Annotated in this window: 26 protein-coding genes, 1 tRNA gene and 1 riboswitch; of the genes, 3 read left to right on the top strand and 24 right to left on the bottom strand. The window is 69.7% G+C overall.

Features of this window, described 5'->3' with window-relative positions; genetic code table 11:
- Nucleotides 1–6: 6 nt before the first annotated feature.
- The 3 genes from AC2EBS_RS08330 to AC2EBS_RS08320 all read right to left on the bottom strand — a co-directional run bounded on the left by AC2EBS_RS08330 (nt 7) and on the right by AC2EBS_RS08320 (nt 4,610).
- Entirely contained in the window at nt 7–216 is a 210-nt protein-coding gene (locus AC2EBS_RS08330; protein WP_484727925.1) for a YgaP family membrane protein, read from the bottom strand.
- A gap of 33 nt (nt 217–249) precedes the next feature.
- Nucleotides 250–3,477 carry an efflux RND transporter permease subunit gene (locus AC2EBS_RS08325; RefSeq protein ID WP_484728310.1) on the bottom strand — a complete coding sequence of 1,076 codons (3,228 nt, stop codon included), beginning with the start codon at nt 3,475–3,477 and terminating at the stop codon, nt 250–252.
- A gap of 80 nt (nt 3,478–3,557) precedes the next feature.
- A complete protein-coding gene (locus AC2EBS_RS08320; RefSeq protein WP_484727924.1) occupies nt 3,558–4,610 on the bottom strand; it encodes an efflux RND transporter periplasmic adaptor subunit in 1,053 nt (350 codons plus the stop codon).
- Nucleotides 4,611–4,824: 214 nt separating this feature from the next.
- Here AC2EBS_RS08320 and AC2EBS_RS08315 point away from each other — a divergent pair, with 214 nt between their 5' ends.
- Both AC2EBS_RS08315 and AC2EBS_RS08310 read left to right on the top strand, forming a co-directional pair.
- On the top strand, nt 4,825–5,196 hold the full coding sequence (locus tag AC2EBS_RS08315) for an ArsR/SmtB family transcription factor (RefSeq protein WP_484727923.1): 372 nt from the start codon (nt 4,825–4,827) through the stop codon (nt 5,194–5,196).
- Nucleotides 5,197–5,233: 37 nt separating this feature from the next.
- Nucleotides 5,234–6,571, top strand: coding sequence for a glycerate kinase type-2 family protein (locus AC2EBS_RS08310; protein ID WP_484727922.1), 1,338 nt, complete (start codon nt 5,234–5,236; stop codon nt 6,569–6,571).
- On the opposite strand, the gene AC2EBS_RS08305 is transcribed toward AC2EBS_RS08310, so the two are convergent.
- Nucleotides 6,540–7,130, bottom strand: coding sequence for a hemerythrin domain-containing protein (locus tag AC2EBS_RS08305; protein ID WP_484727921.1), 591 nt, complete (start codon nt 7,128–7,130; stop codon nt 6,540–6,542). The genes AC2EBS_RS08310 and AC2EBS_RS08305 overlap by 32 nt on opposite strands.
- A 152-nt stretch (nt 7,131–7,282) precedes the next feature.
- Here AC2EBS_RS08305 and AC2EBS_RS08300 point away from each other — a divergent pair, with 152 nt between their 5' ends.
- Nucleotides 7,283–7,999, top strand: coding sequence for a Crp/Fnr family transcriptional regulator (locus AC2EBS_RS08300; protein ID WP_484727920.1), 717 nt, complete (start codon nt 7,283–7,285; stop codon nt 7,997–7,999).
- 88 nt (nt 8,000–8,087) lie between these two features.
- Here AC2EBS_RS08300 and AC2EBS_RS08295 read toward each other — a convergent pair whose 3' ends face one another.
- The 20 genes from AC2EBS_RS08295 to AC2EBS_RS08200 all read right to left on the bottom strand — a co-directional run bounded on the left by AC2EBS_RS08295 (nt 8,088) and on the right by AC2EBS_RS08200 (nt 26,585).
- Nucleotides 8,088–8,630, bottom strand: a complete 543-nt coding sequence (locus AC2EBS_RS08295) for a histidine phosphatase family protein (protein ID WP_484727919.1) — start codon at nt 8,628–8,630, stop codon at nt 8,088–8,090.
- Nucleotides 8,623–9,414: an adenosylcobinamide-GDP ribazoletransferase gene (gene cobS, locus AC2EBS_RS08290; RefSeq protein ID WP_484727918.1), complete on the bottom strand. Its 792-nt coding sequence runs from the start codon at nt 9,412–9,414 to the stop codon at nt 8,623–8,625. The genes AC2EBS_RS08295 and cobS overlap by 8 nt, the downstream gene beginning before the upstream one ends.
- Before the next feature lie 73 nt (nt 9,415–9,487).
- Nucleotides 9,488–11,035 carry a DUF3369 domain-containing protein gene (locus tag AC2EBS_RS08285; RefSeq protein WP_484727917.1) on the bottom strand — a complete coding sequence of 516 codons (1,548 nt, stop codon included), beginning with the start codon at nt 11,033–11,035 and terminating at the stop codon, nt 9,488–9,490.
- Between the two features lie 33 nt (nt 11,036–11,068).
- Entirely contained in the window at nt 11,069–12,118 is a 1,050-nt protein-coding gene (gene cobT, locus AC2EBS_RS08280; RefSeq protein WP_484727916.1) for a nicotinate-nucleotide--dimethylbenzimidazole phosphoribosyltransferase, read from the bottom strand.
- A 15-nt stretch (nt 12,119–12,133) separates the two neighbouring features.
- Entirely contained in the window at nt 12,134–13,609 is a 1,476-nt protein-coding gene (locus tag AC2EBS_RS08275) for a cobyric acid synthase (protein ID WP_484727915.1), read from the bottom strand.
- Entirely contained in the window at nt 13,606–13,794 is a 189-nt protein-coding gene (locus tag AC2EBS_RS08270) for a hypothetical protein (RefSeq protein ID WP_484727914.1), read from the bottom strand. The genes AC2EBS_RS08275 and AC2EBS_RS08270 overlap by 4 nt, the downstream gene beginning before the upstream one ends.
- Before the next feature lie 85 nt (nt 13,795–13,879).
- The gene (cobO, locus tag AC2EBS_RS08265; RefSeq protein ID WP_484727913.1) at nt 13,880–14,449 is read right to left on the bottom strand and encodes a cob(I)yrinic acid a,c-diamide adenosyltransferase; all 570 of its coding nucleotides are present in this window, start codon (nt 14,447–14,449) and stop codon (nt 13,880–13,882) included.
- 8 nt (nt 14,450–14,457) lie between these two features.
- Nucleotides 14,458–15,240 (bottom strand): ABC transporter ATP-binding protein, encoded by a 783-nt coding sequence (locus tag AC2EBS_RS08260; protein ID WP_484727912.1) that lies wholly within the window; start codon nt 15,238–15,240, stop codon nt 14,458–14,460.
- Nucleotides 15,237–16,247 carry a FecCD family ABC transporter permease gene (locus tag AC2EBS_RS08255; protein ID WP_484727911.1) on the bottom strand — a complete coding sequence of 337 codons (1,011 nt, stop codon included), beginning with the start codon at nt 16,245–16,247 and terminating at the stop codon, nt 15,237–15,239. The genes AC2EBS_RS08260 and AC2EBS_RS08255 overlap by 4 nt, the downstream gene beginning before the upstream one ends.
- Complete coding sequence (locus tag AC2EBS_RS08250) at nt 16,244–17,167, bottom strand: ABC transporter substrate-binding protein (RefSeq protein WP_484727910.1); 924 nt, start codon at nt 17,165–17,167, stop codon at nt 16,244–16,246. Before AC2EBS_RS08250 ends, AC2EBS_RS08255 begins: the two co-directional genes overlap by 4 nt.
- Before the next feature lie 2 nt (nt 17,168–17,169).
- On the bottom strand, nt 17,170–17,724 hold the full coding sequence (cobU, locus tag AC2EBS_RS08245; protein ID WP_484727909.1) for a bifunctional adenosylcobinamide kinase/adenosylcobinamide-phosphate guanylyltransferase: 555 nt from the start codon (nt 17,722–17,724) through the stop codon (nt 17,170–17,172).
- Nucleotides 17,725–17,727: 3 nt separating this feature from the next.
- Entirely contained in the window at nt 17,728–19,620 is a 1,893-nt protein-coding gene (locus tag AC2EBS_RS08240) for a TonB-dependent receptor plug domain-containing protein (protein ID WP_484727908.1), read from the bottom strand.
- Nucleotides 19,621–19,692: 72 nt separating this feature from the next.
- Nucleotides 19,693–19,936: riboswitch (cobalamin riboswitch) on the bottom strand.
- A 46-nt stretch (nt 19,937–19,982) separates the two neighbouring features.
- Nucleotides 19,983–20,477, bottom strand: a complete 495-nt coding sequence (locus tag AC2EBS_RS08235) for a hypothetical protein (protein WP_484727907.1) — start codon at nt 20,475–20,477, stop codon at nt 19,983–19,985.
- Between the two features lie 11 nt (nt 20,478–20,488).
- Nucleotides 20,489–21,163, bottom strand: a complete 675-nt coding sequence (gene pth / locus AC2EBS_RS08230) for an aminoacyl-tRNA hydrolase (protein ID WP_484727906.1) — start codon at nt 21,161–21,163, stop codon at nt 20,489–20,491.
- 139 nt (nt 21,164–21,302) lie between these two features.
- Nucleotides 21,303–21,926 carry a 50S ribosomal protein L25/general stress protein Ctc gene (locus AC2EBS_RS08225; RefSeq protein ID WP_484727905.1) on the bottom strand — a complete coding sequence of 208 codons (624 nt, stop codon included), beginning with the start codon at nt 21,924–21,926 and terminating at the stop codon, nt 21,303–21,305.
- A 119-nt stretch (nt 21,927–22,045) separates the two neighbouring features.
- Complete coding sequence (locus AC2EBS_RS08220) at nt 22,046–23,017, bottom strand: ribose-phosphate pyrophosphokinase (RefSeq protein ID WP_484727904.1); 972 nt, start codon at nt 23,015–23,017, stop codon at nt 22,046–22,048.
- Nucleotides 23,018–23,133: 116 nt separating this feature from the next.
- Nucleotides 23,134–23,210: transfer RNA gene (locus tag AC2EBS_RS08215), tRNA-Gln, on the bottom strand.
- 39 nt (nt 23,211–23,249) lie between these two features.
- Nucleotides 23,250–24,206, bottom strand: a complete 957-nt coding sequence (gene ispE / locus AC2EBS_RS08210; RefSeq protein WP_484727903.1) for a 4-(cytidine 5'-diphospho)-2-C-methyl-D-erythritol kinase — start codon at nt 24,204–24,206, stop codon at nt 23,250–23,252.
- A 13-nt stretch (nt 24,207–24,219) separates the two neighbouring features.
- Nucleotides 24,220–24,762, bottom strand: a complete 543-nt coding sequence (locus AC2EBS_RS08205) for a lipoprotein insertase outer membrane protein LolB (protein ID WP_484727902.1) — start codon at nt 24,760–24,762, stop codon at nt 24,220–24,222.
- A gap of 5 nt (nt 24,763–24,767) precedes the next feature.
- Nucleotides 24,768–26,585, bottom strand: a complete 1,818-nt coding sequence (locus tag AC2EBS_RS08200) for a tetratricopeptide repeat protein (protein WP_484727901.1) — start codon at nt 26,583–26,585, stop codon at nt 24,768–24,770.
- Nucleotides 26,586–26,629 lie beyond the last annotated feature (44 nt).

Here is a 26,629-nt window from a genome sequence, read left to right as displayed (position 1 = left end):
GGGGGGTCAGCAGCCCGGCTTGATGCCCAGCTTGCGCAGGATGGTTTCCATCAGGCACCACTTGGTCAGGCCGCTCTGCAGCAGATTGGCGCCGACGAAGGCGGTGAAGGCCAGCCACCACTGCGATTGGAAGATCGGGCTGCCGGGGATGCCCAGCGCCAGCGACAGCAGGATGAAGGTGCCGGCGACGAGACGGACGATTTGCCAGGTGGTCATGATTGAAGCTCCTTGATTGCAAAGGTTGGGGGTTTAGGCGGAAGCCGTCTGGCCTGCTGCTGCATGCTGCTTGCGGTAGGCCATGAAGTAGAGGATGGGGATCACGACCAGCGTGAGCAGGGTCGACACCGCGATGCCGAAGATCAGCGCGATCGCCAGGCCGTTGAAGATCGGGTCGTCGAGGATGAAGAAGGCGCCGAGCATCGCGGCCAGGCCGGTCAGCAGGATGGGCTGCGCGCGGGTGATGGCCGACGCGACGATGGCATCCTTGAAGGCCATGCCTTCGCTGACCTGCAGGTTGATGAAGTCCACCAGCAGGATGGAGTTGCGCACGATGATGCCGGCCAGCGCGATCATGCCGATCATGCTGGTGGCGGTGAACTGCGCGCCCAGCAGTGCATGGCCGGGCATCACGCCGACGATGGTCAGCGGGATCGGCGCCATGATGATCAGCGGCGTCAGGTACGAGCCGAACTGCGCCACCACCAGCAGGTAGATCAGCACCAGGCCGACCGCATAGGCCGCGCCCATGTCGCGGAAGGTCTCGTAGGTGACCTGCCACTCGCCGTCCCACTTGATCGCGTAGTCGCGCAGCGCGTCGGCCGGCTGGCGGATGAAGGCTTCCTGCAGCGTGCCGCCGCCCGGCGTCTGGATCTTCGCGATCTCGCTGCGCATGCCGAACATGCCGTACAGCGGGCTGTCCAGCTTGCCGGCCATGTCGGCGACGACGAAGTTCACCGGCAGCAGGTCCTTGTGATAGATCGGCTGCTCGCGCTCGGTGTCGCTGATCGTTACCAGCTCGCGGATCGGCACCAGCTTGCCGGCGGCGCTGCGCACCGACAGCTGCAGCAGCGCGTCGAGATCGCCGTGCAGTTCTGGCGGCAGCTGCAGCATTGCCGCAGCCGGGTACTTGCTCTGGTCGTGCAGATAGGCGGTGGCTTCGCCGGCCAGGCCGGCGCGCAGCGTGGTCACGATGGCCTGCTGCGGCACGCCCAGCATCGCGGCCTTGCGGCGGTCGATGATCAGCAGCTTCTTCGGCGCCGCGGCGATGGACGAGTCGTCCACGTCGACCAGGCCCTCATGGCTCTCGAAGACCTTGCGCACCGCCTTGGCGACCTGGCGGCGGCCTTCGGCATCGGGGCCGTAGATCTCGGCGACGATGGGCGAGAGCACCGGCGGGCCCGGCGGCACTTCGACCACCTTGACGTTGGCGCCGAAGCGCTGCGCGATCTTCTGCAGCTCGGGGCGCACGCGGGTGGCGATGGCGTGGCTCTGGTCCTTGCGATGCGCCTTGTCCACCAGATTGACCTGGATGTCGCCGACCTCGCCGCCGGCGCGCAGGTAGTACTGGCGCACCAGGCCGTTGAAGTTGATCGGCGCGGCGGTACCGGCATAGGCCTGGTAGTCCTTGACCTCCGGCACGGTGGCCAGATGGGCGCCCAGTTCGTGCAGCACCGCAGCGGTCTGTTCCACCGGCGTGCCGGCAGGCATGTCGACGATGACCTGGAACTCCGACTTGTTGTCGAAGGGCAGCATCTTCAAAAGCACCAGGCCGGTGGCCGGCAGCGCCAGCGAGACGGCGATCAGTGCGGCCACGCCCAGGCCCAGCAGGCCGCGGTTGCGCGCGCCACGCTTGTCGTCGAGCAGCGGCGTGAAGATGCGGCGAAACAGCGGGTCGAGCTTGGCGGCCAGGCCCTTGGGCGTGTGATCCACAGGCGCGCCGGCGGCATGGTGCTTCATCCACAGGCGTGCCAGCCAGGGCGTCACGACGAAGGCGATCGCCAGCGACAGCAGCATGCCCATCGAGGCATTGATCGGGATCGGGCTCATGTACGGGCCCATCAGGCCGGACACGAAGGCCATGGGCAGCAGCGCGGCGATCACCGTCAGCGTGGCCAGGATGGTCGGGCCGCCGACTTCGTCGACCGCGCCGGGGATGATCTCCGCCAGGCTCTTGCCCGGGAACAGGGCCTGGTGGCGGTGGATGTTCTCCACCACGACGATCGCGTCGTCCACCAGGATGCCGATCGAGAAGATCAGCGCGAACAGCGAGACGCGGTTCAGCGTGAAGCCCCAGGCCCAGGAGGCGAACAGCGTCACCGTCAGCGTCAGGATCACCGCGGCGCCGACGATGGCGGCCTCGCGCTTGCCCAGCGCGATGAAGACCAGCGCCACCACCGAGGCGGTGGCGAAGAGCAGCTTCTGGATCAGCTGCTTGGCCTTGTCGTCGGCGGTCTCGCCGTAGTTGCGCGTCTCCACCACTTCGACATCAGCGGGGATGATCGCGTTGCGCAGCGAATCGACGCGCTGCATCACCGCATTCGCCACGTCGATGGCGTTCTCGCCCGGCTTCTTGGTGATGGCGATGGTCACGGCAGGGAACTCGGCCGCCGGCAGGCCATCGCGAGCCGTCGTGCCATGCCACACATAGCGCTGCGCGGGCAGCGCGCCGTCGCGCACATTCGCCACGTCGCGCAGGAACACCGGCCGGCCGGCGCGCGCGCCGACGACCAGATCGCCGACTTCCTCGGCATTGCGCAGGAAGGGGCCGGCCTCGATCTCGACCGCGCGGTTGCCGGCGAGCAGCTCGCCGACCGGCAGGCCGAGGTTGGCGGCATTGAGCGTCTGGCGCAGCTCGGCCACCGTCACGCCCACCGCGGCCATGCGGGTGGGGTCGATCTCCACCATCACCGCGCGGCCGGGGCCGCCGATGGTGTAGACCTCGCGGGTGCCGGCGACGCGCTTGAGCTCGCCTTCGATGCTGTGCGCGACGCGCTCCAGCTCGAAGGCCGAGGAGGTCTCGGCGCTCTTGCCGTGCAGCGTCAGCGTGACGATGGGCACGTCGTCGATGCCCTTGGGCTTGATGATGGGCTCCATCACGCCCAGGTTGCGCGGCAACCAGTCGCTGTTGGCCTTGATGGTGTCGTGCAGGCGCACCAGCGCCTCGATGCGCGGCACGCCGACCTTGTATTGCACCGTGATCACCGCCATGCCCGGGCGCGAGACCGACATCACATGCTCGATGCCGCTGATCTGCGCCAGCACCTGCTCGGCCGGGCCGGCCACCATGGCCTCCACGTCCTTGGCGCTGGCCCCGGGGAAGGGGATCAGCACATTGGCCATCGTGACGTTGATCTGCGGCTCCTCCTCACGCGGCGTGACCAGCACGGCGAAGATGCCCAGCAGCAGCGCCACCAGCGCCAGCAGCGGCGTGATCTGCGCACTCTGGAAGAACGCGGCGATGCGGCCGGAGACGCCCATGGAGGCACTCGTGGCGGCGGTATCGACAACAGGCTTGGATACGTCGTTCATGTCCTGTGCTCTTTGCTGTTGGCGATCGTTCAACGCTGGCGGGCCGCGGCCTGCGGGTCAAGGGCGACCTTCTCGCCGGCGGCGAGTCCGGACAGCACCTCCGTCTGTCCGTTGTCGACGCGGCCGGTGCGCACCTGGCGCAGCAGCGGCTTACCGTCGGCGGCGATCACATAGACCGCACTCATCTCGGCGCGCCGCAGCACGGCGCTGGCCGGCACCGTCAGACGCGCGGCACTGGCGCCGCCGTCGCCGGCCGGCAGCCAGACGCGGGCGAACAGGCCCGGCGTCGCGCCGGCGATGCCGGCGGGCAGCTCGGCGCGGATCTGCATCGTGTGCGTGCCCGCATCGACGGTAGGCAGCAGCTGCACCTTGGCCGGCTGCACCCAGCGCTGGGCCTGGGCCAGGCCGGGCAGCTCGACCTTCAGCTGGGCCTTGTCGCCCAGGGCGGCGGCCACGCTCTGCGGCACCGCGGCGGTGACACGCAGCTGCGCGGGGTCATAGATCGTCAACAGCGGGCGGCCAGGCATGGCCATTTCGCCCAGCGAGACCGGCAGCTCGGCGACCACGCCGCTGTAGGGCGCGCGCACCAGGTAGAAGCCGCTCTGCGTCTTCGCTGCGCCGGCCTGGGCCAGCTGCGCGTTGACCTGCGCCTGCGTGGCCTTGTACTGCGACTCGGCACGCTCCAGCGCGGCCTGGCTGATGTACTGCTTGGCGAAGAGCTGCTTCTGGCGCTCGTACTCCTTGGTGGCGGCGTCCAGCTGGGCCTTGCCGGCGGCGACCTGTGCGTCGCCGGCGGCGGCGTTCAGCTCGGCGGCACGGGCATCCAGGCGCATCAGCAGCTGGCCGGCCTTGACGGTGTCGCCCGCCTTCACGGCGATCTCGACCACCGCGCCGGGCACCTGGGCGGCGACCACGGTCTGACGCACCGCTTCGACGGCGCCGTCGAAGCCGGCGCTGTGTGCGCCGCCGACGCTGCGCACCGGCGCGCTGGCCAGCTGGGCAAGGGCAGGGGTGGCCACGGCGAGGGCGCCGGCGACGGCCAGGGTCAGGCGTAGAAGACTGGTGTTGCGGGTCTTGCGCATGGTCGTTGGCTTCAGTGGCTGCGTATCTGTTGTGGGAGTCTCCGCCTGCTGCCTGCACTTGCCTAGGGGCTTGCTCGGGCACTGGCGAAAATCGTTTCGATGCTTTATTATTTGAGCATGTAGTTAAATAGTCAAGTGGGTGCTTGGCTAAACAACTACCAGCTGTGAGGACTTCGCGATAATGAGCGCCGATTCAGCCCCGACATGCGTCCGCATGAAATCCCTTCCGCCCGAGGCCCTGGAGAAAGTGGCCTCCTACTTCCAGGCGCTGTCCGAACCGACGCGCCTGCAGATCCTCAACCTGCTGCGTGAGCAGGAGCGCAATGTCGGCGAGTTGGCCGAGCTGTGCGGCTTCACCGCGGCCAATGTCTCGCGCCACCTGGCGCTGCTGACCCGCCATGGCCTGGTGGTGCGCGAGAGCCGCGGCACCTCGGCCTACTACCGCATCGCCGATCCCTCGGTGTACGAGCTCTGCGACCTGGTCTGTGGCAATGTGGCGCGCCAGTTCGAGAGCAATGCGCGCATGCAGGCCGCCTTCACGCCGCCGCCGGCCAAGAGCGCGATGGCGCGCAAGCGCGCGGCCTGAGTCCCTACCCGCCGCCCGGCTTCTTATCATCGGCGGCATGAACCCATCGCAAGCCCGAGCGCTGCTCGACGATCCCCGCGCGCTGCTGCGCCATCTCTACCAGGTGGCAGTGGCGCGGGCTTTGCCGGCGCAGGTGCTGGCCGCGCAGCTGCCCGAACCGCCGGCGCGTGGCCGCACGCTGGTGCTGGGCGCCGGCAAGGCCGGCGGCGCGATGGCGCAGGCGCTGGAGGCCGCCTGGCCCGAGCAGGCGCCGCTGTCCGGCCTGGTAATCACGCGCTACGGCCATATCCCGCCTGACTATGCGCCGCGTCGGCTGGACGTGGTCGAGGCCGCGCACCCGGTGCCCGACGCCGCCGGACTGGCTGCAGCCGCACGCATGCTCGCGCTGACGCAAGACCTGACCCCGGACGACCTGGTCATCTGCCTGATCTCCGGCGGCGGTTCGGCGCTGCTGAGCCTGCCTGCACCGGGCCTGACGCTGGAGGACAAGCAGGCGGTGAACCGTGCGCTGCTGGCCAGCGGCGCGGCGATAGTCGAGATGAACTGCGTGCGCAAGCACCTCTCGGCGATCAAGGGCGGGCGGCTGGCCGCCGCCTGCGCGCCGGCGCGTGTGCTGACACTGACGATCAGCGACGTGCCCGGCGACGACCCGGCGGTGATCGCGTCCGGCCCCACCGTGCCCGACGCGACGACGTGCGCCGATGCGCTGGCGATCTGCCACCGCTACGGCATCGCGCTTCCGCCGGCCGCGCTGCAGGGCCTGGAAAGCGGCGCCTTCGAGACGCCCAAGCCCGGCGACGCGCGCTTCGCCGGCCATGAGCTGAACATGCTGGCCACGCCGCAGGCCAGCCTGGAAGCCGCGGCCCAGGCGGCGCGCGCGCTGGGCCTGGAGGCGCACATCCTCAGCGACGAGATCGAGGGCGAATCGCGCGAGGTCGGCCGCGTGCATGCGGCGCTGGCACGCGCGGTGGCGCGGCGCGGCCAGCCCTTCGCGAAACCCTGCGTGATCCTCTCCGGCGGCGAGACGACGGTGACGCTGCGTAACCAGGCTGCGTCAGCCAAGGAGGCCGGGCGGGCGCCCGGCCGGGGCGGCCGGGCCACCGAGTTCCTGCTCGGCGCTGCACTCGCGCTGCAGGGCGAGCCGGGCGTGCATCTGCTGGCGGCCGATACCGACGGCATCGACGGCATCGAGGACAACGCCGGCGCCTTCGTAGCGCCGGACACGCTGTCACGCGCGGCGGCGCTGGGGCTGAAGGCCGCGGAGATGCTCGACGCGAACGACGCCTATGGCTTCTTCGCGCCGCTGGGCGATCTGCTCGTCACCGGGCCCAGCTTCACCAACGTCAACGACTTCCGCGCGCTGCTGATCCGCTGAGGTCCAGCCCGCGGCGCGCGGCCATCTCCAGTCCCATGGCCTGCTGCGCAGCGGCGCCCAGCTGTGATGCCGCCGCCGGGAAGACCAGCTGGTCCTCGCAGGCGAGGTGGCCGGCATGGAGCGTGTCGAAATCCGCGGCGGCGCGAGTCAGCGCGGCGCGATCGAGGCCTGCGTCGCGCTGATGCACGGCTTCCAGCAGCGGACGCAGACGCTGCTGCCACAGCGCGGCGATCTGCAGATGCTCGGCGCGCAGCGTGGCGCAGGCCTCGGCAAGCCTTGGCTCGCCGCCCTGCTCGAAGAGCGGAAACAGATGCCGCTCCTCGTCCTCGTGGTGCAGCGGCGCGGCGACGTCGAAGTAGCGCAGCACATCGGCCGCCGCCTGCGCCGCATCGGCATCGGCGCCGTGGGCTGCAACATGCGCAGCCAGGCGTAGCAGCAGCTGCAGGCTGCGGCGCACGCGCTGATGGCAGGCGTCGAGCAGCTCCAGCGGTGCGGCGTAGGAGGCGCCGGGCTGGGGCAGCTCTGTTGTGCGCGGCTTGGGCTTGCGATCGATTTCCATCTGGCAATTGTCAAGGGCTGCGCAGGCCCTGTTGCAGCGGCGGCGAAGCTTTGACGCAGCGCAAGGACTCCAGGTGCCCGCTGGCCCACATTGCAGCCATCGAACGAGCCCCTTGGTCAAGCACTGTGGATAGCCTCAACACCTCCGTCCTGATGCCTCAGCGCGCCGTGATCGGCGCAGCGCCTGACCGCCAGTCGCCGAGTGTGGAAGAGTGGCACGCGCTGCTGGGCGGCAGCGAGCTCGCGCCTGCAGAGCTGCGTGCACTGAACCGGCTGGCGCAGGTGCGGGCACTGTCGGTGGGCGCACTGGTCTTTGGGCGTGCGCAGCAGGGCGACCGCATCGTTGCGGTGCTCGAGGGGGCCGTTGGGCTGGGGCAGGTCAGGCATGACCAGCCTTTCCATCTTGAGCGCACCGTGCGCGGACCGGCCTGGCTGGACCTGGCCAGCGCCTGGCTGGGCCGGCGGCATATGCAGGACGCGCGCGTGCTGACGCCAGCGCGCATCGTCGAGCTCGAGATCGGAGGCGTGCGTGAACTGCTGCTGCGCCATCCGGCGATGGCCGAGCGCCTGCTCGGCGGTCTGGCGCAGACGGTGCAGAGCCTCACCGGCGTGACGCATGACCTGATGCACAAGGATGCGGAGCGGCGACTGGCGGCCTGGCTGCTGCAGCTGAGCAGCCGCTCGGCCCAGGGGCCGGATCGCGTCTCACTGGGCGAGCGCAAGCGCGACATCGCGGCACAGCTGGCGATCACGCCGGAGACGCTGTCGCGCATGATGCGACAGCTCAAGCTCAAGGGCCTGATCCAGGTGCAGGGCTATACGGTCCAGTTGCTGGACCTGCCCGCGCTGGAGGCCCTGGCGGCAGACTGAGCGGCCGGCCTCGGCTTTGTCGCTCCGGTCCGTTTGAGCACCGCGAGCGCTGGATGGCCAGGCGCCGGCGCCTGAGCGCGCAGCACGCTCACACCATCGGCCAGCACTCCCCGTAGCGAGGCGGCGCCGGCCATTGGCTGGCGCTGGGCAGTGCCGCGCCGTGGCGGGCCAGCCACTGCCGGGCCAGCATCCAGCCACCGTGGCTGACGACCGTGCGCACGCCGGCTGGCGCCTGCCAGGGGGCGCAGCGTTGCAGCAGGCTTGCCAGGCTTTCGCCACCGCCTGGCGCACGCGAGACGAAGTCCGCCACCCAGGCCTCGACTTCCGCCTGCCCTATGGTCGACCAGGGGCGGCCTTCCCAATGGCCGAAGTGCAGTTCCAGCAGCTGCGCGTCGCAATGGTGGCGCCAGCCCCAGCGGCGCAGCCAGCGGCCGACGTCGGCGCAGCGGCGCAGCGGCGAGGTCACCACCGCATGCGGCAGACGCTCGCGGCGTGCCTGTGCCTGGATGCGCCGGGCCAGGCGCTTGGCGCGGCGCCAGTGCACCGGCAGGTCGCTGCCGGCGCCGACGCACAGGCCCGCCGCTCCGTCCGGACGCGGATGGCGCCAGACTGTGAAGCCGGGCTCAGACATGGGCGCACCAGGCGAGCAGCATCGCCGCCTCGACCACCTGCTGCGTGGCGCCGAGGTTGTCGCCGGTGTAGCCGCCCAGGCGGCGGCGCAGCCAGCGCTGCATCCACAGCGTGGCCGCTGCAGCCGCGATCAGCAGTGCCGCCAGCCGCGGCGCCAGCGCGGGCTGCCACAGCCACAGCAGGGCCATGGGCAGCAGCGCCCAGCCAAGCGCGATGGCGACATCGACGGCGCCGGCCTGCGTGGCCAGCGGCTTGGCCTTGGCGTGCTCGGCGTCGCCCGCATAGGGCAGGCGCCAGAGCAGCCACAGCGGCGCGGCCCGCGAGCCGCACTGGGCCAGCAGCAGCGCCGCCATGCCCAGGGCCAGGCTCTCGCCGACCGCGGCGACCAGGCAGGCGGCCTTGAGCGCCAGCATCAGCAGCAGGCCCAGAGCGCCGTAGCTGCCGATGCGCGAGTCCTTCATGATCGCCAGCGCCTTCTCGCGGCTGACCGCGCCGCCCAGCCCGTCGCAGGTGTCGGCCCAGCCGTCTTCGTGAAAGCCGCCGGTGGCCCAGACGCCGGCGGCCATTGCCAGCAGCACGGAGATCACCGGTGACCACAGCTGCTGCGCTGCCCACAGCACCGCGGCGCCGCACAGGCCGAGCATGGCGCCGACGAGCGGGAAGTGCCGCGCGCTGCGCTGCAGCCATTCGGGCTGATAGCCGACCCAGCGCGGGATGGGCGCGCGGGTGAGGAACTGCAGCGCGATGAAGAAGAGGCGGATTTCGTGGAGCAGGGCAGTGGACATGGCGGAAACGGCCGCCGGACAGGCCTCGCCTCGGCGCGAACGGATGCGGCGGAGATGTGGCGGTGATGCAGGCCTACTCGGGCGGCAGGCGGCGGTAGATGTCCTCCACCGCTGCGCGCCGCGCTGTCAGCAGCTCCACCAGCTGTGGATCGAAGCGCTGGCCGGCCTGGTCCGCGATGAAGCGCAGCGCTTCGTCCAGCGGCCAGGCCTCTTTGTAGCAGCGCTGGCAGACCAGGGTGTCGAGCACATCGACGATGGCGACGATGCGGCCGGGCAGGCCGATCTGCTCGCCGAGCAGGCCGCGCGGATAGCCCTGGCCATCCCAGCGCTCATGATGCTCGTGCGCGATCTCGGCGCCCAGCTGCATGATGCGGCGCGGGCTGCGGCTGAGCAGCTCGTAGCCCAGGCGTGCATGCGACTGCACCAGCGTCCATTCCTCTTCGTCGAGCTTGCCCGGCTTGTTGAGGATGCGGTCCGGAATGCCCAGCTTGCCGATATCGTGCAGCGGCGCGGCCTGACGCAGGAACTCGGTGTCCGACCCCCGCATGCCCGCGGCTTCGCCGAGCAGCGCGGCAAGCTCGCCGACCCGCTTCACATGGTCGCCGCTCTCCTCGGCCCGGCGTTCTACCGCCTCGCCGACGATGTGCACGATCGAGCGCTGCGTCTCCTCGATCTCCTCGCGCAGCAGCAGGCTCTCGTAGGTCAGCGAGACATTGACGCTGAAGATCTGCAGCAGCTCGCGCGCCTCGGCATCCACCGGTTCCGCGAAGCTCATGAAGAGCACGCTTTCGCTGCCGCTGCTGCTGCGGTAGTAGGCCACGCAGAACCTGTCTTCGAAGCGGCTGCTCTGCGTTTCCAGTGCCTGCTGCAAGGCAGCCTGCACGTCGGCGGGCAGCTCGCTGATCTGCTCGTCGACGAGCAGCCGCGCGTACTCGGCTGTCGCGGCCAGCACCTTGAGCTGGCCGTGGTTGGCCGAGGCGGCATAGGCCTGGACCCTGCTGGCGCAGACGCCCTGGGTCTCGTAACCGAGCAGGTGGGCGACCTGCTCGAGCACTGCCGACGCGAAGCGGCGCAGATTGTGCGAATCGTAGACGCGGGTGATGGCGTCGATCGAGCGGCGCAGCGACTGGCGCGACTGCTCGATGATCATGATGTCGCGGTAGGAACGCAGTGCCGAGTAGAAGACCGTCTGCAGTTTGCGCTTGGTGAGCTCGGTCTTTTCCTTGTAGTCGTTGATGTCGTAGGTCTTGATGACCTGTTCTTCAGGTGCCTGGCCCGGCTGGCCGGTGCGCAGCACGATGCGCACATGACCGTTGCCCAGCTCCTCGCGGATGTGGCGTACCAACTCCAGCCCGGCATGCTCGGACTCCATCACCACGTCGAGCAGGATCAGCGCGATGTCCTGGCGACTGGACAGGATGGCGCGCGCTTCGACGCCGCTATAGGCGTTGAGGAACTCGAGCCGACGGCCGCCGAACTCGAAGCCGCTCATCACCAGCTGCGTGACCTGGTGCACCGCCGGGTCGTCGTCGACGATCAGCACCACCCAGGGCGCCATCAGGCGCAAGGCGCGGGGCGCTTCGTCTTGAGGCTCTTCGTCGGCGAACAGCAGATCGGACATTGGGTCTCTCCCTGTACTCGGCGGATTATTGCCTCATGCCTCGCGCTCGCTGACCCCGGCCGACGCGAAGCTGGCCATTTCGCGCAACAGTCGCGCCGCCGACTCCAGCAGCGGCCAGGCCAGCGCTGCGCCCGAGCCCTCGCCCAGTCGCAGTGCCAGGTTCAGCAGCGGCTCGGCCTGCAGGGCCTGCAGCATCAGCCGGTGGCCCGACTCGTGCGAGAGGTGGCTGAAGATGCAGCGCTCCAGCACGGCGGGTTGCAGCCGCGCTGCCACCAGCACCGCGCTGCCGGTGATGAAGCCGTCCACCACGATGACGCGCCGCTCCTCGGCCGCCTGCAGCACGGCGCCGGCCATCATCGCGATCTCGAAGCCGCCGAAGGCGGCCAGCGCCTCCAGTGGCGACTGTGCTTGCTGATGGCGCGCCAGCACGTCGGCGAGGATCTCGCGCTTGCGGGCGAGCTGCGCGTCGTCCAGCCCGGTGCCGCGGCCCACGCAGTCGGCGATGGGCAGCTGCTCCAGCCTTGCGAGCAGCAGTGCGGCGGCCGAGCTGTTGCCTATGCCCATCTCGCCGAGCAGCAGCACATTGCCCGGCCGTTCGCGCAGGATCCGCCGCCCCGCATCCAGCGCCGCGGCGCACTGCTCGGCGCTCATCGCCGGCCCTTGCAGCGCGTCGGCGGTGCCGGCGGCGATCTTGGCCTGGATCAGCGCCGGCCGCGGCGCGAAGTCGTGGCGCACGCCGGCGTCGACCACGCTCAGCGCCAGGCCGTGCTGGCGCGCCAGCACGCTGACCGCGGCGCCGCCGGCGAGGAAGTTCTCCACCATCTGCCAGGTCACGTCGCTGGGATAGGCAGAGACGCCGCGGGCCGCCAGACCATGGTCGGCCGCGAAGACCAGCAGCTGCGGATCGCGCAGCACCGGTGCCTCCTCGCCGAGGATCAGGCCCAGGCGCAGCATCAGCGTCTCCAGCTGGCCCAGCGCGCCCAGCGGCTTGGTCTTGCCGTCGATGCGCTGCTGCAGCCGCCCGGGCAGGTCCGGCGGGTTCAGGCTGGCCAGCGGGGCGATCGTCGGGGTCAGGTCTTGCATGGATCGGTCTCGGCGTCAGGGATGGATCAGCCCGGTCAGGCTGCCGGGCGCGAAATGGCAATCGATGTAGTCGGCCAGCGCGTCGAACACCGGCTCGAGGCCGCCGGTCTGCACGCCGAACAGGGCCTGCAGCAGGGCCGGCTGCTCGAACAGGCCATGGGCATAGAGGCCCAGCACCGGTCCGGCCTGCCAGCCCACCACGCCGCCCTCCTCGTCGTGCAGGGCCTCGGCGGCGGCTGCCAGGGAGGGATGCTGGACGGTGCGGCCATGGTGGATCTCATAACCTTCCAGCTGCACGCCGCACAGCGCCTGCCAGGGCGCGGCCAGGGTGGCGGCGAAGCGCAGCCGTGCCGGGCGCAGCAGCTTGCTCACCTCGAACTGCGTCACCAGCGGCAGCAGGCCCAGACCCGGTGCGTTGCCGTCCAGACCATGGGGATCGACCAGGGTCTCGCCCAGCATCTGCAAGCCGCCGCAGATGCCCAGCACCGGCTTGCCGGCCGCGGCATGCGCGGCAATGGCGGCATCCAGGCGCTGCGCGCGCAGCCAGGCCAGGTCGGCAGCGACGGACTTGGAGCCAGGCAGGATGATCCAGTCGGCCGCTGCCAGCGCTTCGGGCGTGCGTGCCCAGCTCAGATGCACGCCGTTCAGGCCGCGCAGCGGCTGGAACTCGTCGAGGTTGGAGATGCGCGGGTAGGCGACGATGGCCATGCGCAGACCGCTGCCCACGGGCTGCTCGTCGAAAACGCCGTCTTCCTCCGGCAGGCCGTGGCCGCGCCACATCGGCAGCGTGGCCAGCGTGGGCACGCCGGTCAGTGCCTGCAGCTGCTCGGGCCCGGGCGCGAGCAGCGCGGCATCGCCGCGGAAGCGATTCAGCACGAAGCCCCTGATCAGCGCGCGTTCCTCGGGCGGCAGCAGCTGGTGGGTGCCGTACAGGTGCGCAAATGCGCCGCCGCGGTCGATGTCGGTGACCAGCAGGCAGGCCGCGCGCGCCTCCAGCGCGCAGCGCATGTTCACATAGTCGCTGGCGTGCAGATTGATCTCGGCCGGCGAGCCCGCGCCCTCAATCACCACGACCTCGTTCTCGGCCATCAGCTCGTGCAGCGCGGCGCGCGCGTGCGGCCACAGCTGCGCGCTGCGCTCGCGCCAGGGCATGCGCGAGAGCTCCTCGCTGACCGCGCCGAGCAGCACCACCTGGCTGGCGGTGTCGGCCTCGGGCTTGAGCAGCACCGGGTTCATGCGCACCTCGGGCACGCGGCGTGCGGCCAGGGCCTGGAAGTACTGCGCGCTGCCGATCTCGCCCATGCGGGCCAGACCGGGCGCTGGGCCGCTCGCAAGCCCGGGCACGACGCGCGCGTTGTTGCTCATGTTCTGCGCCTTGAAGGGCGCGACCTTCAGGCCCTGGCGCGCATACCAGCGGCACAACGCAGTGGCCAGAAAGCTCTTGCCGGCATGGCTGGTGGTGCCCAGCACCATCACCGAGCGTGCAGTCATGACTGTCTCTCCATCGCTGCGAGCCGGCCGTCCGGCTGCGCGAACAGGCGCACGCTGAAGACGTCGAGGAAGCGGCCCATCGCCACCACCGGACGCAGCGGCGCTGGCGGCTTATCCATCTGTTGTTCCACCAGCCGTGTGGCCCGCGTGGCCAGCGGCAGGAGCAGGGTGATATCAGGGTTCATCGTGTTGCCTCAGCCGGCCCGCTGGTAGGCGGGCCGTCCTTCGACCGGCGTCGCACCCGCCGCAGGGCGGGTGCTCGGTCCGCTGTCAGTCTTCGATGCCGCGCTGCGCCGGCACGCCGGCCTGGAAGTGATGCTTGAGCAGAGCCATCTCGGTGACGGTGTCGGCCAGCTCGATCAGCTCCTCGGGCGCTTTGCGGCCGGTGAGCAGCACATGCACATGCGCCGGCCGTTCGCGCAGCGCCTGCAGCACCGGTTCCAGCGGCAGCCAGCCATAGCGCAGCGGATACATGATCTCGTCCAGCACGACGAGGAAGTGCTCGCCGGCGGCGATGGTCGCCGCGGCGCGGGCCCAGCCCTCGCGTGCCAGCTGCGCGCTGTGTTCCAGGTCCTTGCTCTTCCAGCTGAAGCCGTCGCCCAGGCCCTCGATGGGCACGCCCAGCTGCTCGAACAGCCGGTGCTCGCCGAAGCGCGCGCTGGGCACCTTCATGAACTGGTAGATCTTCACCGCCTTGCCGCGGCCGTGGGCGCGCAGCGCCAGGCCGAAGGCGGCGGTGCTCTTGCCTTTGCCATCGCCGGTGTGGACCAGGATCAGGCCGCGTCGCTCGGCGCTGGGCACGATGCGCGCGCGATCGACCGGGGGGCTCTCGATGTTCATCGCTACTCTCAGGCGTTCAGTGCGACCCAGCGGCCGGCAACCTGCAGGATCAGCAGGCGCTGCGCGAAGACCTGCTGCAGCGCGGCGTGGGTGGCGGCATCGCCGGGTGCGCCGACATGGACGATGCTGCCCTTGTCCATCACGATCAGCTGGTCGGCCTGCAGCGCGATATTCAGTTCGTGCAGCACGCTCACTACGGCGGCGCCGCAGCCGGCGCGGCCGCGAACGATCTGCACCCAGTCGCTCTGATGCGGCGGGTCCAGATGGGCCAGCGGCTCGTCCATCAGCAGCAGCATGGACTGCACGGCCAGCGCCCGGGCCAGCAGCACGCGCTGTCGTTCGCCGCCGGAGAGGCTACCCAGCGGGCGGTCGCGCCAGTCCCAGCTCTGCGTCTGGCGCATCGCCTGTTCCACGGCCAGCGTGTCGGCGGCGCCGGGCGGCGCCAGCCAGGCCTGGTGTGGCAGACGGCCCAGCATCACCACCTCGGCAGCGGTGAGTTCGTCGGTGCTGCTCTCGTTCTGACCCAGCCAGGCCAGCGCGCGGGCGCGGGCCTTGGCCGGCCAGCTGTCCCAGTCGCGCCCCTGCAGCGTCAGCGTGCCGTCGAAGGGCAGCAGGCCGCACAAGGCGCGCAGCAGCGTGGACTTGCCGGCGCCGTTGGGGCCGACCACGGCGGTCCAGCCGGGCGCAGCGATGCGCAGCGACAGCGGGCCCAGCACGGGGCGGCCGCCCAGCGCCAGGCTGCGCAGTTCCAGCGTCAGCGTGGGGAACTCGGGCAGGCGCTGGTCCGTCATCGCTGGCCTCCCAGATGGCGCGGGCGCCGGTGCATCAGCCACAGCAGGTAGCCGCCGCCCAGCAGTGCGGTGACGATGCCCACCGGCAGCTCCTGCGGTGCGATCAGCCAGCGCGCTGCGATGTCGGCGGCCAGCAGCAGCACGCCGCCGCTGAGGGTGGACAGCAGCAGCAGGCCGCGGTGGGCGCTCGGTGCCCAGCTGCGCACCAGGTGCGGCGCCACCAGGCCGACGAAGGCGATCAGCCCGCACTGCGCCACCGCGGCGGCGGTGGCCAGGGTCATCGCGACGATCAGCAGCAGGCGCACCAGCGCCAGCCGCATGCCCAGCGAGCGCGCCGTGGCCTCGCCCAGCGTGAGCGCGTCCAGGGTCTTGCTGCTGGCCAGTGCGAGCAGCAGCGTGGCCAGCAGCACCACCGCCATGATGGCCACCGCGTTCCAGCCGAGGAAGCCGGTGCTGCCCAGCATGAAGGCCTGCATTGCGCGCAGGATGTCGGGGTTCAGCAGGGTCAGCAGGGCCGAGCCCGAGCCCAGCACCACGCCGACCACCACGCCGGCGAGCAGCAGGCGCAGCGTCTGCTCGACGCCGCGTGCCAGCAGCAGCGTCAGCATCACCGCCAGCACGGCGCCGGCGAAGGCCGCGCCGGTCAGGCCCAGGCGCAGCGCCATCGCGGTGGCCGCCGGCGTCAGGCCGATGGCGAAGCTCAGGCCCGCCACGCCCAGCGAGGCGCCGGCAGAACAGCCGAGCAGATAGGGGTCGGCCAGCGGGTTGCGGAACAGGCCCTGCGCGATGGCGCCGGCCAGCGCGAGCAGGGCGCCGGCCAGCCAGGTGCCCAGCGAACGCGGCGCGCGGATTTCCCAGAGGATCTGACGCATCGCCTCGTCCTGCGATGTCCAGGGCGTGAAGCCGGTGGCGCCGACCGACAGGCCGAGCAGCAGCAGCGCCGCGCTGGCGGCGAGCAGCAGCAGGAGCCAGAGCTGGCTGCGGCGGCGACGCTGCGTCGGGCTCAACGCATGCCTCCCGCGCCGCCGCCTAGGGGCTGGGTGGGCCAGGTCACCGGCCCGGCCGCGGCATCCTTCAGGCAGCGCGCCATCAGCGCGGCAGCCTCGGCCATGCGCGGCCCCGGGCGCACCAGCACGTCGGACTCGTCGGCCGTCCAGATGCAGATGCGCTTGTCGCGCACCGCGCGCATGCCGGGCCAGCCGGGGCGCTGCGGCAGGCCGGCCGCATTGCGTTGGCCGACCATGATCACCTGCGGGTCCGCACGTACGACGAACTCCGGGTTGAGCTTGGGGAAGGGGCCCAGCTCCGGCGGCACGATGTTGCGCGTGCCCAGCCGCGCCAGGGTCTCGCCGATGAAGGAGGCGGTGCCGGCTGCATAGGGCGCGCTGTCCACCTCGTAGTAGACGCTCAGTCCGCGCGCGGCCGGCGGCAGGCTCTGGGCGGCGTGCTGGATGGCGCCGTCGATGCGGTTCCACACGCGGCGCGCCTCGTCGGGCTTGCCCAGCAGCTGTGCCACCTTGCCGAGCACGCGCTGCACATCGGCGTGGGTCTTGGGCTCCAGCGCAACCACTTTCAGGCCCAGGGACTCGAGCCGGTCGGTCAGGCGCGAGGAGATCGCCAGCAGCACCACGTCGGGCTTGAGCGCGAGCACGCCTTCGATGGCGGTGTCGTCCAGGCCGCCGAGCTTGGGCAGCTTCTGCACCGCGGCCGGGTGGTTGGAGTAGCGGTCCACGCCGACCAGGCGCGCGCACTCACCGAGTTCGCACACGCTCTCGGTCAGCGACGGCAGCAGGCTGACGATGCGCCGCGGCGTGTCGGCCAGCGCGATGCTGCGGCCGCGATCGTCCTGCACCGCCAGCGGCGCGGCCAGCGTCGGTGCGGCCGGCAGCAGGGCGGCAAGCAGCGCCGCGCAGAGTCTGCGGATCATGGTCATTCGATCGGCTCCACCGGTCGGGTCCAGGGCTGGCCGGCCACCATCAGGGTCAGTGCTTCGCAGCGCCGGGCGATGCGCTGGTTCAGGCGGCCGAGCTCGTCCACATAGTCGCGCACCTCGCGGCCCAGCGGCATCACGCCCCAGCCGACTTCGTTGGAGACGAAGACCACCGGCGAGGCGAGCTGCGGCAGCAGCGCGTCCAGCGCGTCGCATTCGGCGCGCCAGCCTTCAGGGTCGGCCGCGGCGTGCATGGGCATCAGCCAGTTGGCCAGCCACAGCGTCAGGCAGTCCACCACCAGCAGGCGCTGCGGCGCGTCGGCCGCACGCAGGGCGGCGGCCAGATGGCGCGGCTCCTCCACGGTGGCGAAGCCGGCCGGCCGCGCGGCGCGATGTCGGGCGATGCGCGCGCACATTTCCTCGTCCAGCGGCTCGGCGGTGGCGACCACCGCCACGTCGCGGTCAGCGTGGCGCAGCCAGTCCAGCGCCAGGCGCTCGGCCTGGCGGGACTTGCCGCTGCGCTGGCCTCCGACGATGAGGCGGTGCCCGGCCATGGCTCAGAGCTCCGGCGTGTAGCGCAGGCCGACGAAGAGGCTGCGCGGCGCCTGCTGGTAGCCATAAGCGGTCTGGTACTCGCGGTCGAAGGCGTTGTCCAGATTCACGCGCAGGCGCAGCTGTTCGCTGACGCGGTACTGCAGGTCGAAGTTGGCCAGGGCATAGCCGCCGAGCTTGCGCGTGTTGGCCGCATCGTCCCAGCGACGTCCGCTGGCCTGCACGCCGGCACCGAGCTGCCAGTCGCCCAGCGTGGTTTCGGCCCGCAGCGTGCCGAAGCGCTGGGCGCGGCGGGCCAGCAGCTTGTCGGTGGCCTCGTTCTTCGGCGAGCCGAAGTCCAGCGTGCTGGACAGACGCACGATGCCCAGCTGCAGATGGCCGGACAGGCTCACGCCCTGCAGCAGCGCGCGCGAGACGTTCTGGTAGCAGCCGAAGCTGCTGTTGCAGTTGCCGGCGGCGCCGAAGACGATCAGATCGCTGACCTTGTTGCGGTAGGCAGTGATGCCGAAGCCATGGCCCGCTGCATCGCGCTTGAGAGCCAGCTCGAGATTGCGGCCGCGCTCGGCGTCCAGCGGGGCCACGCCGGCCTTGCTCAGGTCGGGGCCATAGACGCTGCCGCGCTGGTAGAGCGTGGGGGCGCGGAAGGCATTGCCCGCTGAGGCGTAGACGCGCCAGCCGGGCGCGAATCTGAGGCCGCCGGCCAGCGTGCCGGTGCTCACGCCGCCGAACTGGCTGTCCTCGTCATGGCGGGCGTGCAACTGCAGGTCGATGCTCTGGCCGTTGAAGATCCAGCCCAGGCCGACGGCATCCTGCTCCCGGCGGTCGGTGCCATTGCGCAGGCCGCTGTTGTCCAGCCGGTCCTCGCGGCGCTCGAGCTGGAAGTTCAGCTGCTGCGCCGGGCCGAGCTTGTAGGAACCCAGCAGCGTGGCGCTGCGGATTGCCGTCTCGCTCAGATAGACCGACGGCGTGGTCAGGAAGCGGTCGCGGCCCTCGCCAATGCTCAGCTCGGTGCGCAGCGCGGCGCTCCACTGTGCGCTCCACGCGGCGCGCAGCGCCTGGTTCTTCTGCACGGAATGGTCGTCGACGCTGGGCCGCGAGGCCGAGGCGTCGTACTGGCCGTCGCTGTGCGCCTTCAGTGCGGTGAGCTCGACACGATGGCCTTCAACGAGGGCCGCACCCAGGCGCAGGCTGCCGCTGTAGTTGCTCCAGCCATCGCGATCCGGCACGTAGGAAAAGGTCGACTGCGGCGTGGTCGCGTTGAAGCCGGCGCTGTCTTCGGCAGCGAGGCTCAGCGCATAGTCGAAGCGCGCGTCACCGCCGCTGAGCGCGAAGTCGGCCTTGGTCGTGGACAGGCTGCCCGCGCCGATCCCGATCTCGGCGCGAGGCTTGCCGGGGTTCTTGCGGCTGATGATCTGGATGACGCCGGCAACGGCATCGGAGCCGTAGACCGCGCTGGCCGGCCCCTTGAGCACCTCGACGCGCTCGATCTGCGCCAGCGGGATGGCCTGCCAGGAGGCGCCGCCGGTGGACTGCGAGTCGATGCGCACGCCGTCGAGCATCACCACGGTGTGGCGCGTGTCCGCGCCGCGCAGGAAGACGGTGGTGGAAGCGGCAGGGCCGCCGTTGCGCACCATCTCCGCGCAGCCGCTGTTGCGCAGCAGGTCGGCCAGCGAGCCGAAGGCCTGGCGTTCGATGTCCTCGCGGGTGATCACCGTGAGGTCGGCCAGCACCTCGGCCAGGCGTTGCGGCATGCGCGCGGCGGTGACGACGACCGGGTCGAGCTGCTTGGCGGGTGCTGCATGCGCTGGGTTGGCCAGGGCGAAGGGGGCGAGGCAGGCCAGCGCAGCCGCGCGGGCGAGGGTGCAAGGACGCGAAGCGCCTTGGATGGGAGCAGTCATTTGAGAACTTGAACGGAACAGTCCAGGCGCCAGCTTCCCCGCAGGCCCCTGTGAAACGATGCGCCGCCATGGACGGCACACCACCTGTTGGCCGGTATCCGGGCTGGCGGAACACACCCCTGCATCCTTCCCAGCGTCGCCGATGGACGCCAGTGGATTCCTGCGCAGGGACTGGAGGCTTGTGAGCCTCGTCCGCTTACCGTTGCGGGGACAGCTCAGGTTAGGTTTGCCTCGGCGAGGCGCGCCCTCCTGATTCCCGTTTAACTGCGCGGACCAAACGAAGGGCCGCGCGAGCACCAACGGGAGGCATTCTAGTCGACGGCCTTGCACGGCCCTTGCGCTGACTCAGCGCAGCGGCTTGATCACGATCGAGCGGCGCCGGCAGCCGGTGCGGGCTTCTTGCTGGTCTTGGGTTTGCCGGCCTTGCTCGCGTTCTTGTTCTTCTTGTCGGGCGATTTCTTGGCGGCCGGTGCGCTGGCTGCGCCCACCGCTGGTTCGCCGCGGTGGTGGATGCCGCTGGGCGGTGCAGGTCTGCTCTTGGCTTCGCGCGCCAGTCTTTCGCGTTCCAGCGCGTCGGCCTGTCGCTGCTGACCGGCGGCGCGCTCACGCGCCTCGCGTGTCTGTGCAGCACTGGGTTGATCGTGCTGCACGCTCTGCGCAGGCTTGCCGGCGGCCTCGGGGCAAGGCGAGTCGCGCAGGTCCCGGCCGTCCGGGCCGCAGCGGTACAGCGGCGTGCTGCGGGTCTCCGTTTGAGCCTGCGCTTCGGCGCATGGCGCGAGCAGGCCCTGGAGCAGCAGCGGCAACAGCAGCAGGCGCAGGGTCGGCGAGATCCTTTTACGCTGCTGCGCTGGCTGCATGGTGGCGCTCCTCAGTCGATGGCGCTCGTCGACGTCGGCGCAGCGCCGGTTCTGGCCTCACCCTCGGGCGTGGCCGGCTGGGCCGGCTTGGGTGGTTTCGGACGAGGCGGCTTGGCATGGATCTTCATCATGGCGCGTTGCATATCGCCCTTGAGCATCAGTTCCACCGCGTCCAGCGACTTGGCGATGCAGTCCTCAATCGCCTGGCGTTCCGCCAGCGGCGGCTTGCGCAGCACATAGCCGGCCACCTCGGCCTTGACGCCGGGATGGCCTATGCCAAGGCGCAGGCGCCAGAAGTTGGGCGAGCCGAGCTGGGCCTGCATGTCCTTCAGGCCGTTGTGGCCGCCATTGCCGCCGCCCTGCTTGAACTTCATCTCGCCCGGCAGCAGGTCCAGCTCGTCGTGCACCGCGAGGATCTGCTCGGGCGCGATCTTGAAGAAGCGCGCCAGCGCCGCGACCGACTTGCCGGAGACATTCATATAGGTCATCGGCTCGAGCAGCCAGATCGGCCCGTCCGCGCCCGGCGCGTTGTTCACGCGCGCGACGAGGCCGTGGTAGCTGCGCTCCAGCTGCAGGCTGGCGCCCAGGCGGCGTGCCAGCTGGTCCACCCACCAGAAGCCGGCGTTGTGGCGCGTGTCCTCGTATTCGCTGCCCGGGTTGCCCAGGCCGACAAAGAGTCGAATCATGATGGCGCGGATTATCGGCGCAGGCCCTGCCGCGGCATCCATCTTGAAGACGAGGGCGGGGGCGGACAGGGCGCAGAAATGAAAAGGCCCCGCATCAGCGGGGCCTGTGCAGAGGCACGCAGGTGCCAGGGGCGAAGGATTACTTCTTGCCCTTCTTGCCCTTCTTGTCGTCGGCGGCCGGAGCGGCGGCCACGACGATCTCCTCGGCCACCGGCTCGACCGGCGTAGCCACGACCGGGTTCGGCTTGCCGTGCGTGACGACCTTGATGCCCTCGGGCAGCTTCAGATCGTTGACGTGCAGCGAGTGACCCTTGGTCAGGCCGCTCAGGTCCACTTCGATGAACTCGGGCAGCTGCTGCGCCAGGCAGCTGATGGCCAGCTCGGTCATCACGTGGTTGACCGTGCAGTGGTCCAGCTTGACAGCCGGGGACTCGGCCTCACCCTTGAAGTGCAGCGGCACCTTCTTGGTGATCTTGGTCGTGTTGTCCACGCGCTGGAAGTCCACGTGCAGCACTTGCGGCTTGTACGGGTGCATCTGGAAGTCGCGCAGCAGCACCTGGGCGGTCTTGCCGGCCAGTTCCATCTCCAGGATGGAGCTGTGGAAGGCTTCCTTCTTCAGGGCGTGGAACAGCGCGTTGTGGTCCAGCTCGATCATGGTCGGCTCGCCGGCGCCGAAGACGATGCCCGGCACCTTGCCGGCGTTACGCAGGCGGCGGCTCGCTCCGGTCCCCTGCAACTTGCGCTCGAAAGCGGTGAATTTCATGTGTAGCTCCAAGTGAAGAAACGCCCCCATGGCGCTTCAGTGGGCGGAAGGCCCGCGACCAGGCTCTTCCTGTCAAAGGCCGCCGCATCGCTGCGACGGCCGATGGTTGGATGTGCAGATCAGAAGTTGTTGTTCTGCTCCGCAAAGAGGGAGGTGACCGACTCGCCATCCGAAATGCGGCGAATGGTCTCGGCGAAGAGGAAGGCGACCGACAGCTGGCGGATCTTGCCGCAGGCGCGGGCGGCGTTCGACAGCGGAATGGTGTTGGTGATCACCACCTCGTCCAGGTGCGAGCCCGAGATGCGCTCGATCGCTGGGCCGGACAGGATGGGGTGGGTGCAGTAGGCAAACACGCTCTTGGCGCCGCGGTCCTTCAGGACCTCGGCTGCCTTCACCAGCGTGCCGGCGGTGTCGATCATGTCGTCCATGATCACGCAGTTGCGGCCGTCGATCTCGCCGATCACGTGCATCACTTCGGAGACGTTGGCGGCCGGACGGCGCTTGTCGATGATGGCCAGGTCGCAGCCCAGCTGCTTGGCCAGCGCGCGGGCGCGCACCACGCCACCGACGTCGGGGCTGACCACCACCAGATTGGAATAGTTGCGGCTCTTCAGGTCCGACAGCAGCACCGGGCTGGCGTAGATGTTGTCGACCGGGATGTCGAAGAAGCCCTGGATCTGGTCAGCGTGCAGGTCCATGGTCAGCACGCGCTCGACGCCCACGGTCTCCAGCAGGTTGGCCACGACCTTGGCCGAGATCGGCACGCGGGTGCTGCGCGGACGGCGGTCCTGGCGCGCATAGCCGAAGTAGGGGATCACGGCCGTGATGCGGCGGGCGCTGGCGCGCTTGAGCGCATCCACCATGACCAGCAACTCCATCAGGTTGTCGTTGGTCGGCGCACAGGTCGGCTGGATCACAAAAACGTCGCGGGCGCGGACGTTCTGCTGGATCTCCACGGCCACCTCGCCATCGGAGAAGCGGCCGACCGAAGCCTTGCCGAGCTCCAGACCCAGATGGGTGGCGATTTCTTGGGAGAGGACCGGATTCGCGTTGCCGGTGAAGAGGACGGTGTTGAGCAGCACGTCGGCCATCCTTGGTGAAGGACCCGTGGTCAACCAGCGTGTCCCGGTCTTTCAGAAGCTGAGGCCCGCATTGCGGGCCCCATCAGCATCGAAGCCCGCCGGGCGGGCTTCTTCAACAAAGTCTTTGGCAGGGGAGGAAGGACTCGAACCCTCGCATGTCGGAATCAAAATCCGATGCCTTAACCAACTTGGCGACTCCCCTACACAGGACACTGCAGAGCTGCAGCACCCTCAAACCTGTTCAGTCTGCCCAGCCATACAAGGGATGGCGATCCAGACTTCGGCAGATCTTTCCAATCCAATCTGGCGGAAGATCCGCCAGCATTGTCGCCGAGGATTGGAGCGACTTGCCGTTCTCCTGCGCTGCATCGATATTCACGCGAGCGAATACCGCACTGCCTGAGCCCGTCATCCGGCTGTTGCCGTATCTGGACTCCAGCAACTGCAAGGCCTGGCTGACCTCGGAGCAGATCGCTTCGGCTGGTGGCTGCAGGTCGTTTCGACCGAAGCCACCGGCGAGCTTTGCTGCGCCTTCGGCATCCAGGCTCACAACCTCGTTTGACGTCGAAAAGCTTGTCTTTTCGTTGTCTCCGCTGTTGTGTGCAGGAGAGCCCGCTACTATAGCCATCGAACTCGACCTTGCCAAGAGGGGGCTCGAAAAAATTTCCTTGGTTGCGATGCTGGCCGCTGGCTTGAGCACTGCGAAGCTCTGCGTCGGCAGGTCCAAGGGACGGAGGATCTCGCCAATGCCTTCGACGAAGGCATGCCGTCCGCCGAGGAAGAAAGGCACGTCGGCGCCCAGACGCAGCCCCAGCGGCAGCAGCTTTGCGAGCGGCCAGTGCAGGCCCCAGAGCCGGTTCAGGGCCAGCAGCGTCGATGCCGCGTCGGAGCTGCCGCCGCCCATGCCGGCGCCTGATGGCAGGCGCTTCTCGATGTGGATGTCTGCGCCGAAGGCGCAGCCGCTGGCCTGCTGCAGCGCGCGGGCTGCGCGCAGGCAGAGGTCGTCAGCCGGCAGCGCGTCTCCCTGGTCATGGCGTTGCAGCAGGCCGTCGCTGCGGCGCTCGAAGTGCAGGGTATCGGCCCAGTCGATCAGCACGAACAGCGACTGCAGCAGGTGATAGCCATCGGGCCGCTTGCCGACCACGTGCAGGAACAAATTCAGCTTGGCCGGGGCCGGAATGTCGTAGAGGGCTTGCATCAGGAGTGAGGTTTCAGCGGTCCAGACGGGCGCGCAGCGTCACCGTCGGTTCACCGAGGCGCCGGGCGATGAGCAGCCCTTCGTCGAATCGATCCAGCTCGATGCGCCAGCCCAGCTGCTCGAAGCCGCGGGCGGGCGCAGGCAGCGGGCTTGCTTCGGCCTGCGACCAGGGCTTGCCCTGCAGCCAGTCGAACAGCGCCGCGACTGGGATGGCCTCGCCCAGCAGTTCCTGCCCGAGCGCGTCCAGGCTGGGGAAGAGTCGGCTGCCTTGCTGTGGCGTCTCCAGGCGCACGCCTTGCGCATCCCAGCTGGCACGGGCCACCAGGCTGCCCAGCGGCGTGCTCAGCTCGAGCTGCCCCGCCAAGGCATTGCCAAGCAGCTCGAAGGCGCTGCTGCCGCCCTGGCCGCTGGCGGCTTGCACCGAGAGCCGGCCTTGCAGCCTTTGACCCTCGTAGGCGGGCATGACCGGTGGTCGGGTGGCACAAGCGGTTAGCAGCGTTGCCAGCGCCAGCGCCGCGCCGACCTTTGCCGGTCCCAAGTACAGGGCGCGCAGCATCGATCTCAGCGCTGGCCCTGCAGGCGCTTGGTGGTCTCCTGCAGCGCCTCGTTCTTTGGATCGCGCTTGCGGCCTTCAGCCCAGATGCGGCGCGCTTCCTCGCGTTCGCCGCTGACCCACAGCACTTCGCCCAGATGGGCTGCGATTTCGGCATCGGGCCTGGCCTTGTAGGCCTGGCGCAGCAGGCGCAGGGCTTCGGCATGGTTGCCCAGGCGGTACTCGACCCAGCCCAGGCTGTCGACGATGAAGGGTTCGTTGGGTGCGTACTCCAGTGCCTTGGCGATCAGCGTCTTGGCCTCGGCTAGCCGCAGATTGCGCTCGGCCAGCGAGTAACCCAGCGCGTTGTAGGCGTGGTAGTGCTCGGGCTTGATGGTCATCACCCGCCGCAGCAGTTGCTCCATCTCGTCCAGGCGATCGAGCTTTTCGGCGGTCATTGCCTGTTCGTAGAGAAGATCGACGTCGTCGGGGAACTGCCTGTTGAGCTGCTCGAGCAGCTGATGGGCCGAGCGCCAGTCGCGCGCCTCGCGCAGCAGCTGCACTTCGGCGAGGTCGCGCATGCGTCGCTCCTCTACTCGGTCGCCGGGCAAGGACTGGATCAGCTGACGCGCCTTGGTCAACTGCCCCTGCCGTGCCAGCAGCGAGGCGCGTCGTGCCGTGACCTCCAGCTGGCGTTGCGGCAGGTCGACCTTGGCCAGCAGGGCTTCGGCGGTCTTCAGTTCGCCGCGCTGTTCAGCCGATTGCGCCAGCATCAGCCAGGCTTGCTGGCGCAGGTCCTTGTGCTGTTCGTCGTCGCCGATGCGCTGCAGAAAGGTATTCAGCGCCTGTTCGGCTTCGGCGTTGTGGCGCAGCTCGAGCTCCAGTGCGCCCAATGCATACCAGGCTTGGTGCAGATCCGGCGCGCTGGTCGTGACGGTGCGGAACTCTCGCGCGGCGTCGGCAGCGCGCTGGCTGCGTGCCAGGGTGCGCGCATAGGCCATGCGCAGGCTGTGATGTTCGGGCCGGGCCTGCAGGCGCGCTGTGATCAGCTCTTCAACCTCGGCGCGCACCGGCATGACATCCAGCGCCAGCATTAGGGGCTCGTCCGCCTGTGGGTAGGCAAGCACCAGTTCGCGCACCAGCGACACCGCCAGGTCGTTGTCGCCGGCATTGAGCGCGAAGCGACCCAACACCAGGCTGGCCATCAGGCGCGTGGCTTCCTGCTTGCGGGCGCCGTCCAGCACCGGGCGTAGTGCGGCCAGCACCTTGGTCTGCTCCGGCGCACGCTGGAATAGACGCGGCAGCGATGCCAGCAGGCCGACGCGCTGAGTCTCGCTGCCGAGCGCGAGCAGCCGGGCCAGCGGTGCAGCTGCCTCGCCTGGTCGGTTCAGCAGCGCGACGAGTTGCAGCACCGTCTGGTGCGCGTCTATCGAGTCGGGCAAGGCCTCGCTCCAGGCCCTGGCGGCGGTCAACGCCTGCTCGCCGGCCCGCGCCTGCATGGCGATGTTGACGACGCGGCGGAAGACGCCCTCGTCGCCGGTGCGCCGCGCCGCGTCGAGCAGCAGCTGATAGGCCACGCCGGGCTGGCCGGCGCGCAGTTCAATCTCGGCAACCAGCAGCTGGTGAAACAGCGCCGCGTCCATCTCTGAGTTTCTGACCGAGCTGGCTTCCTCCTTGGCGGCCTGGGCGTCGGCCGGCAGCACCGGGCTCAGCAGCGCGAGCGCCAGTGCGGGCAGCCAGGTTCTGGCGAGGAGGGAGTGGGGTTTGGGCATGAAGGACTGCTCCTGCAGCAAGGCAAACACACGTCGTGCGGACATCGTGAACATCACGAGGACGCTTCGGATCATGCCCTCACCGTGTTGCCGGATTGTAGGAGGGGGTATCGCGGGTG

This window comes from Roseateles sp. T103, from assembly GCF_057219915.1.
This window is presented reverse-complemented; position numbering and strand designations above follow the sequence as displayed.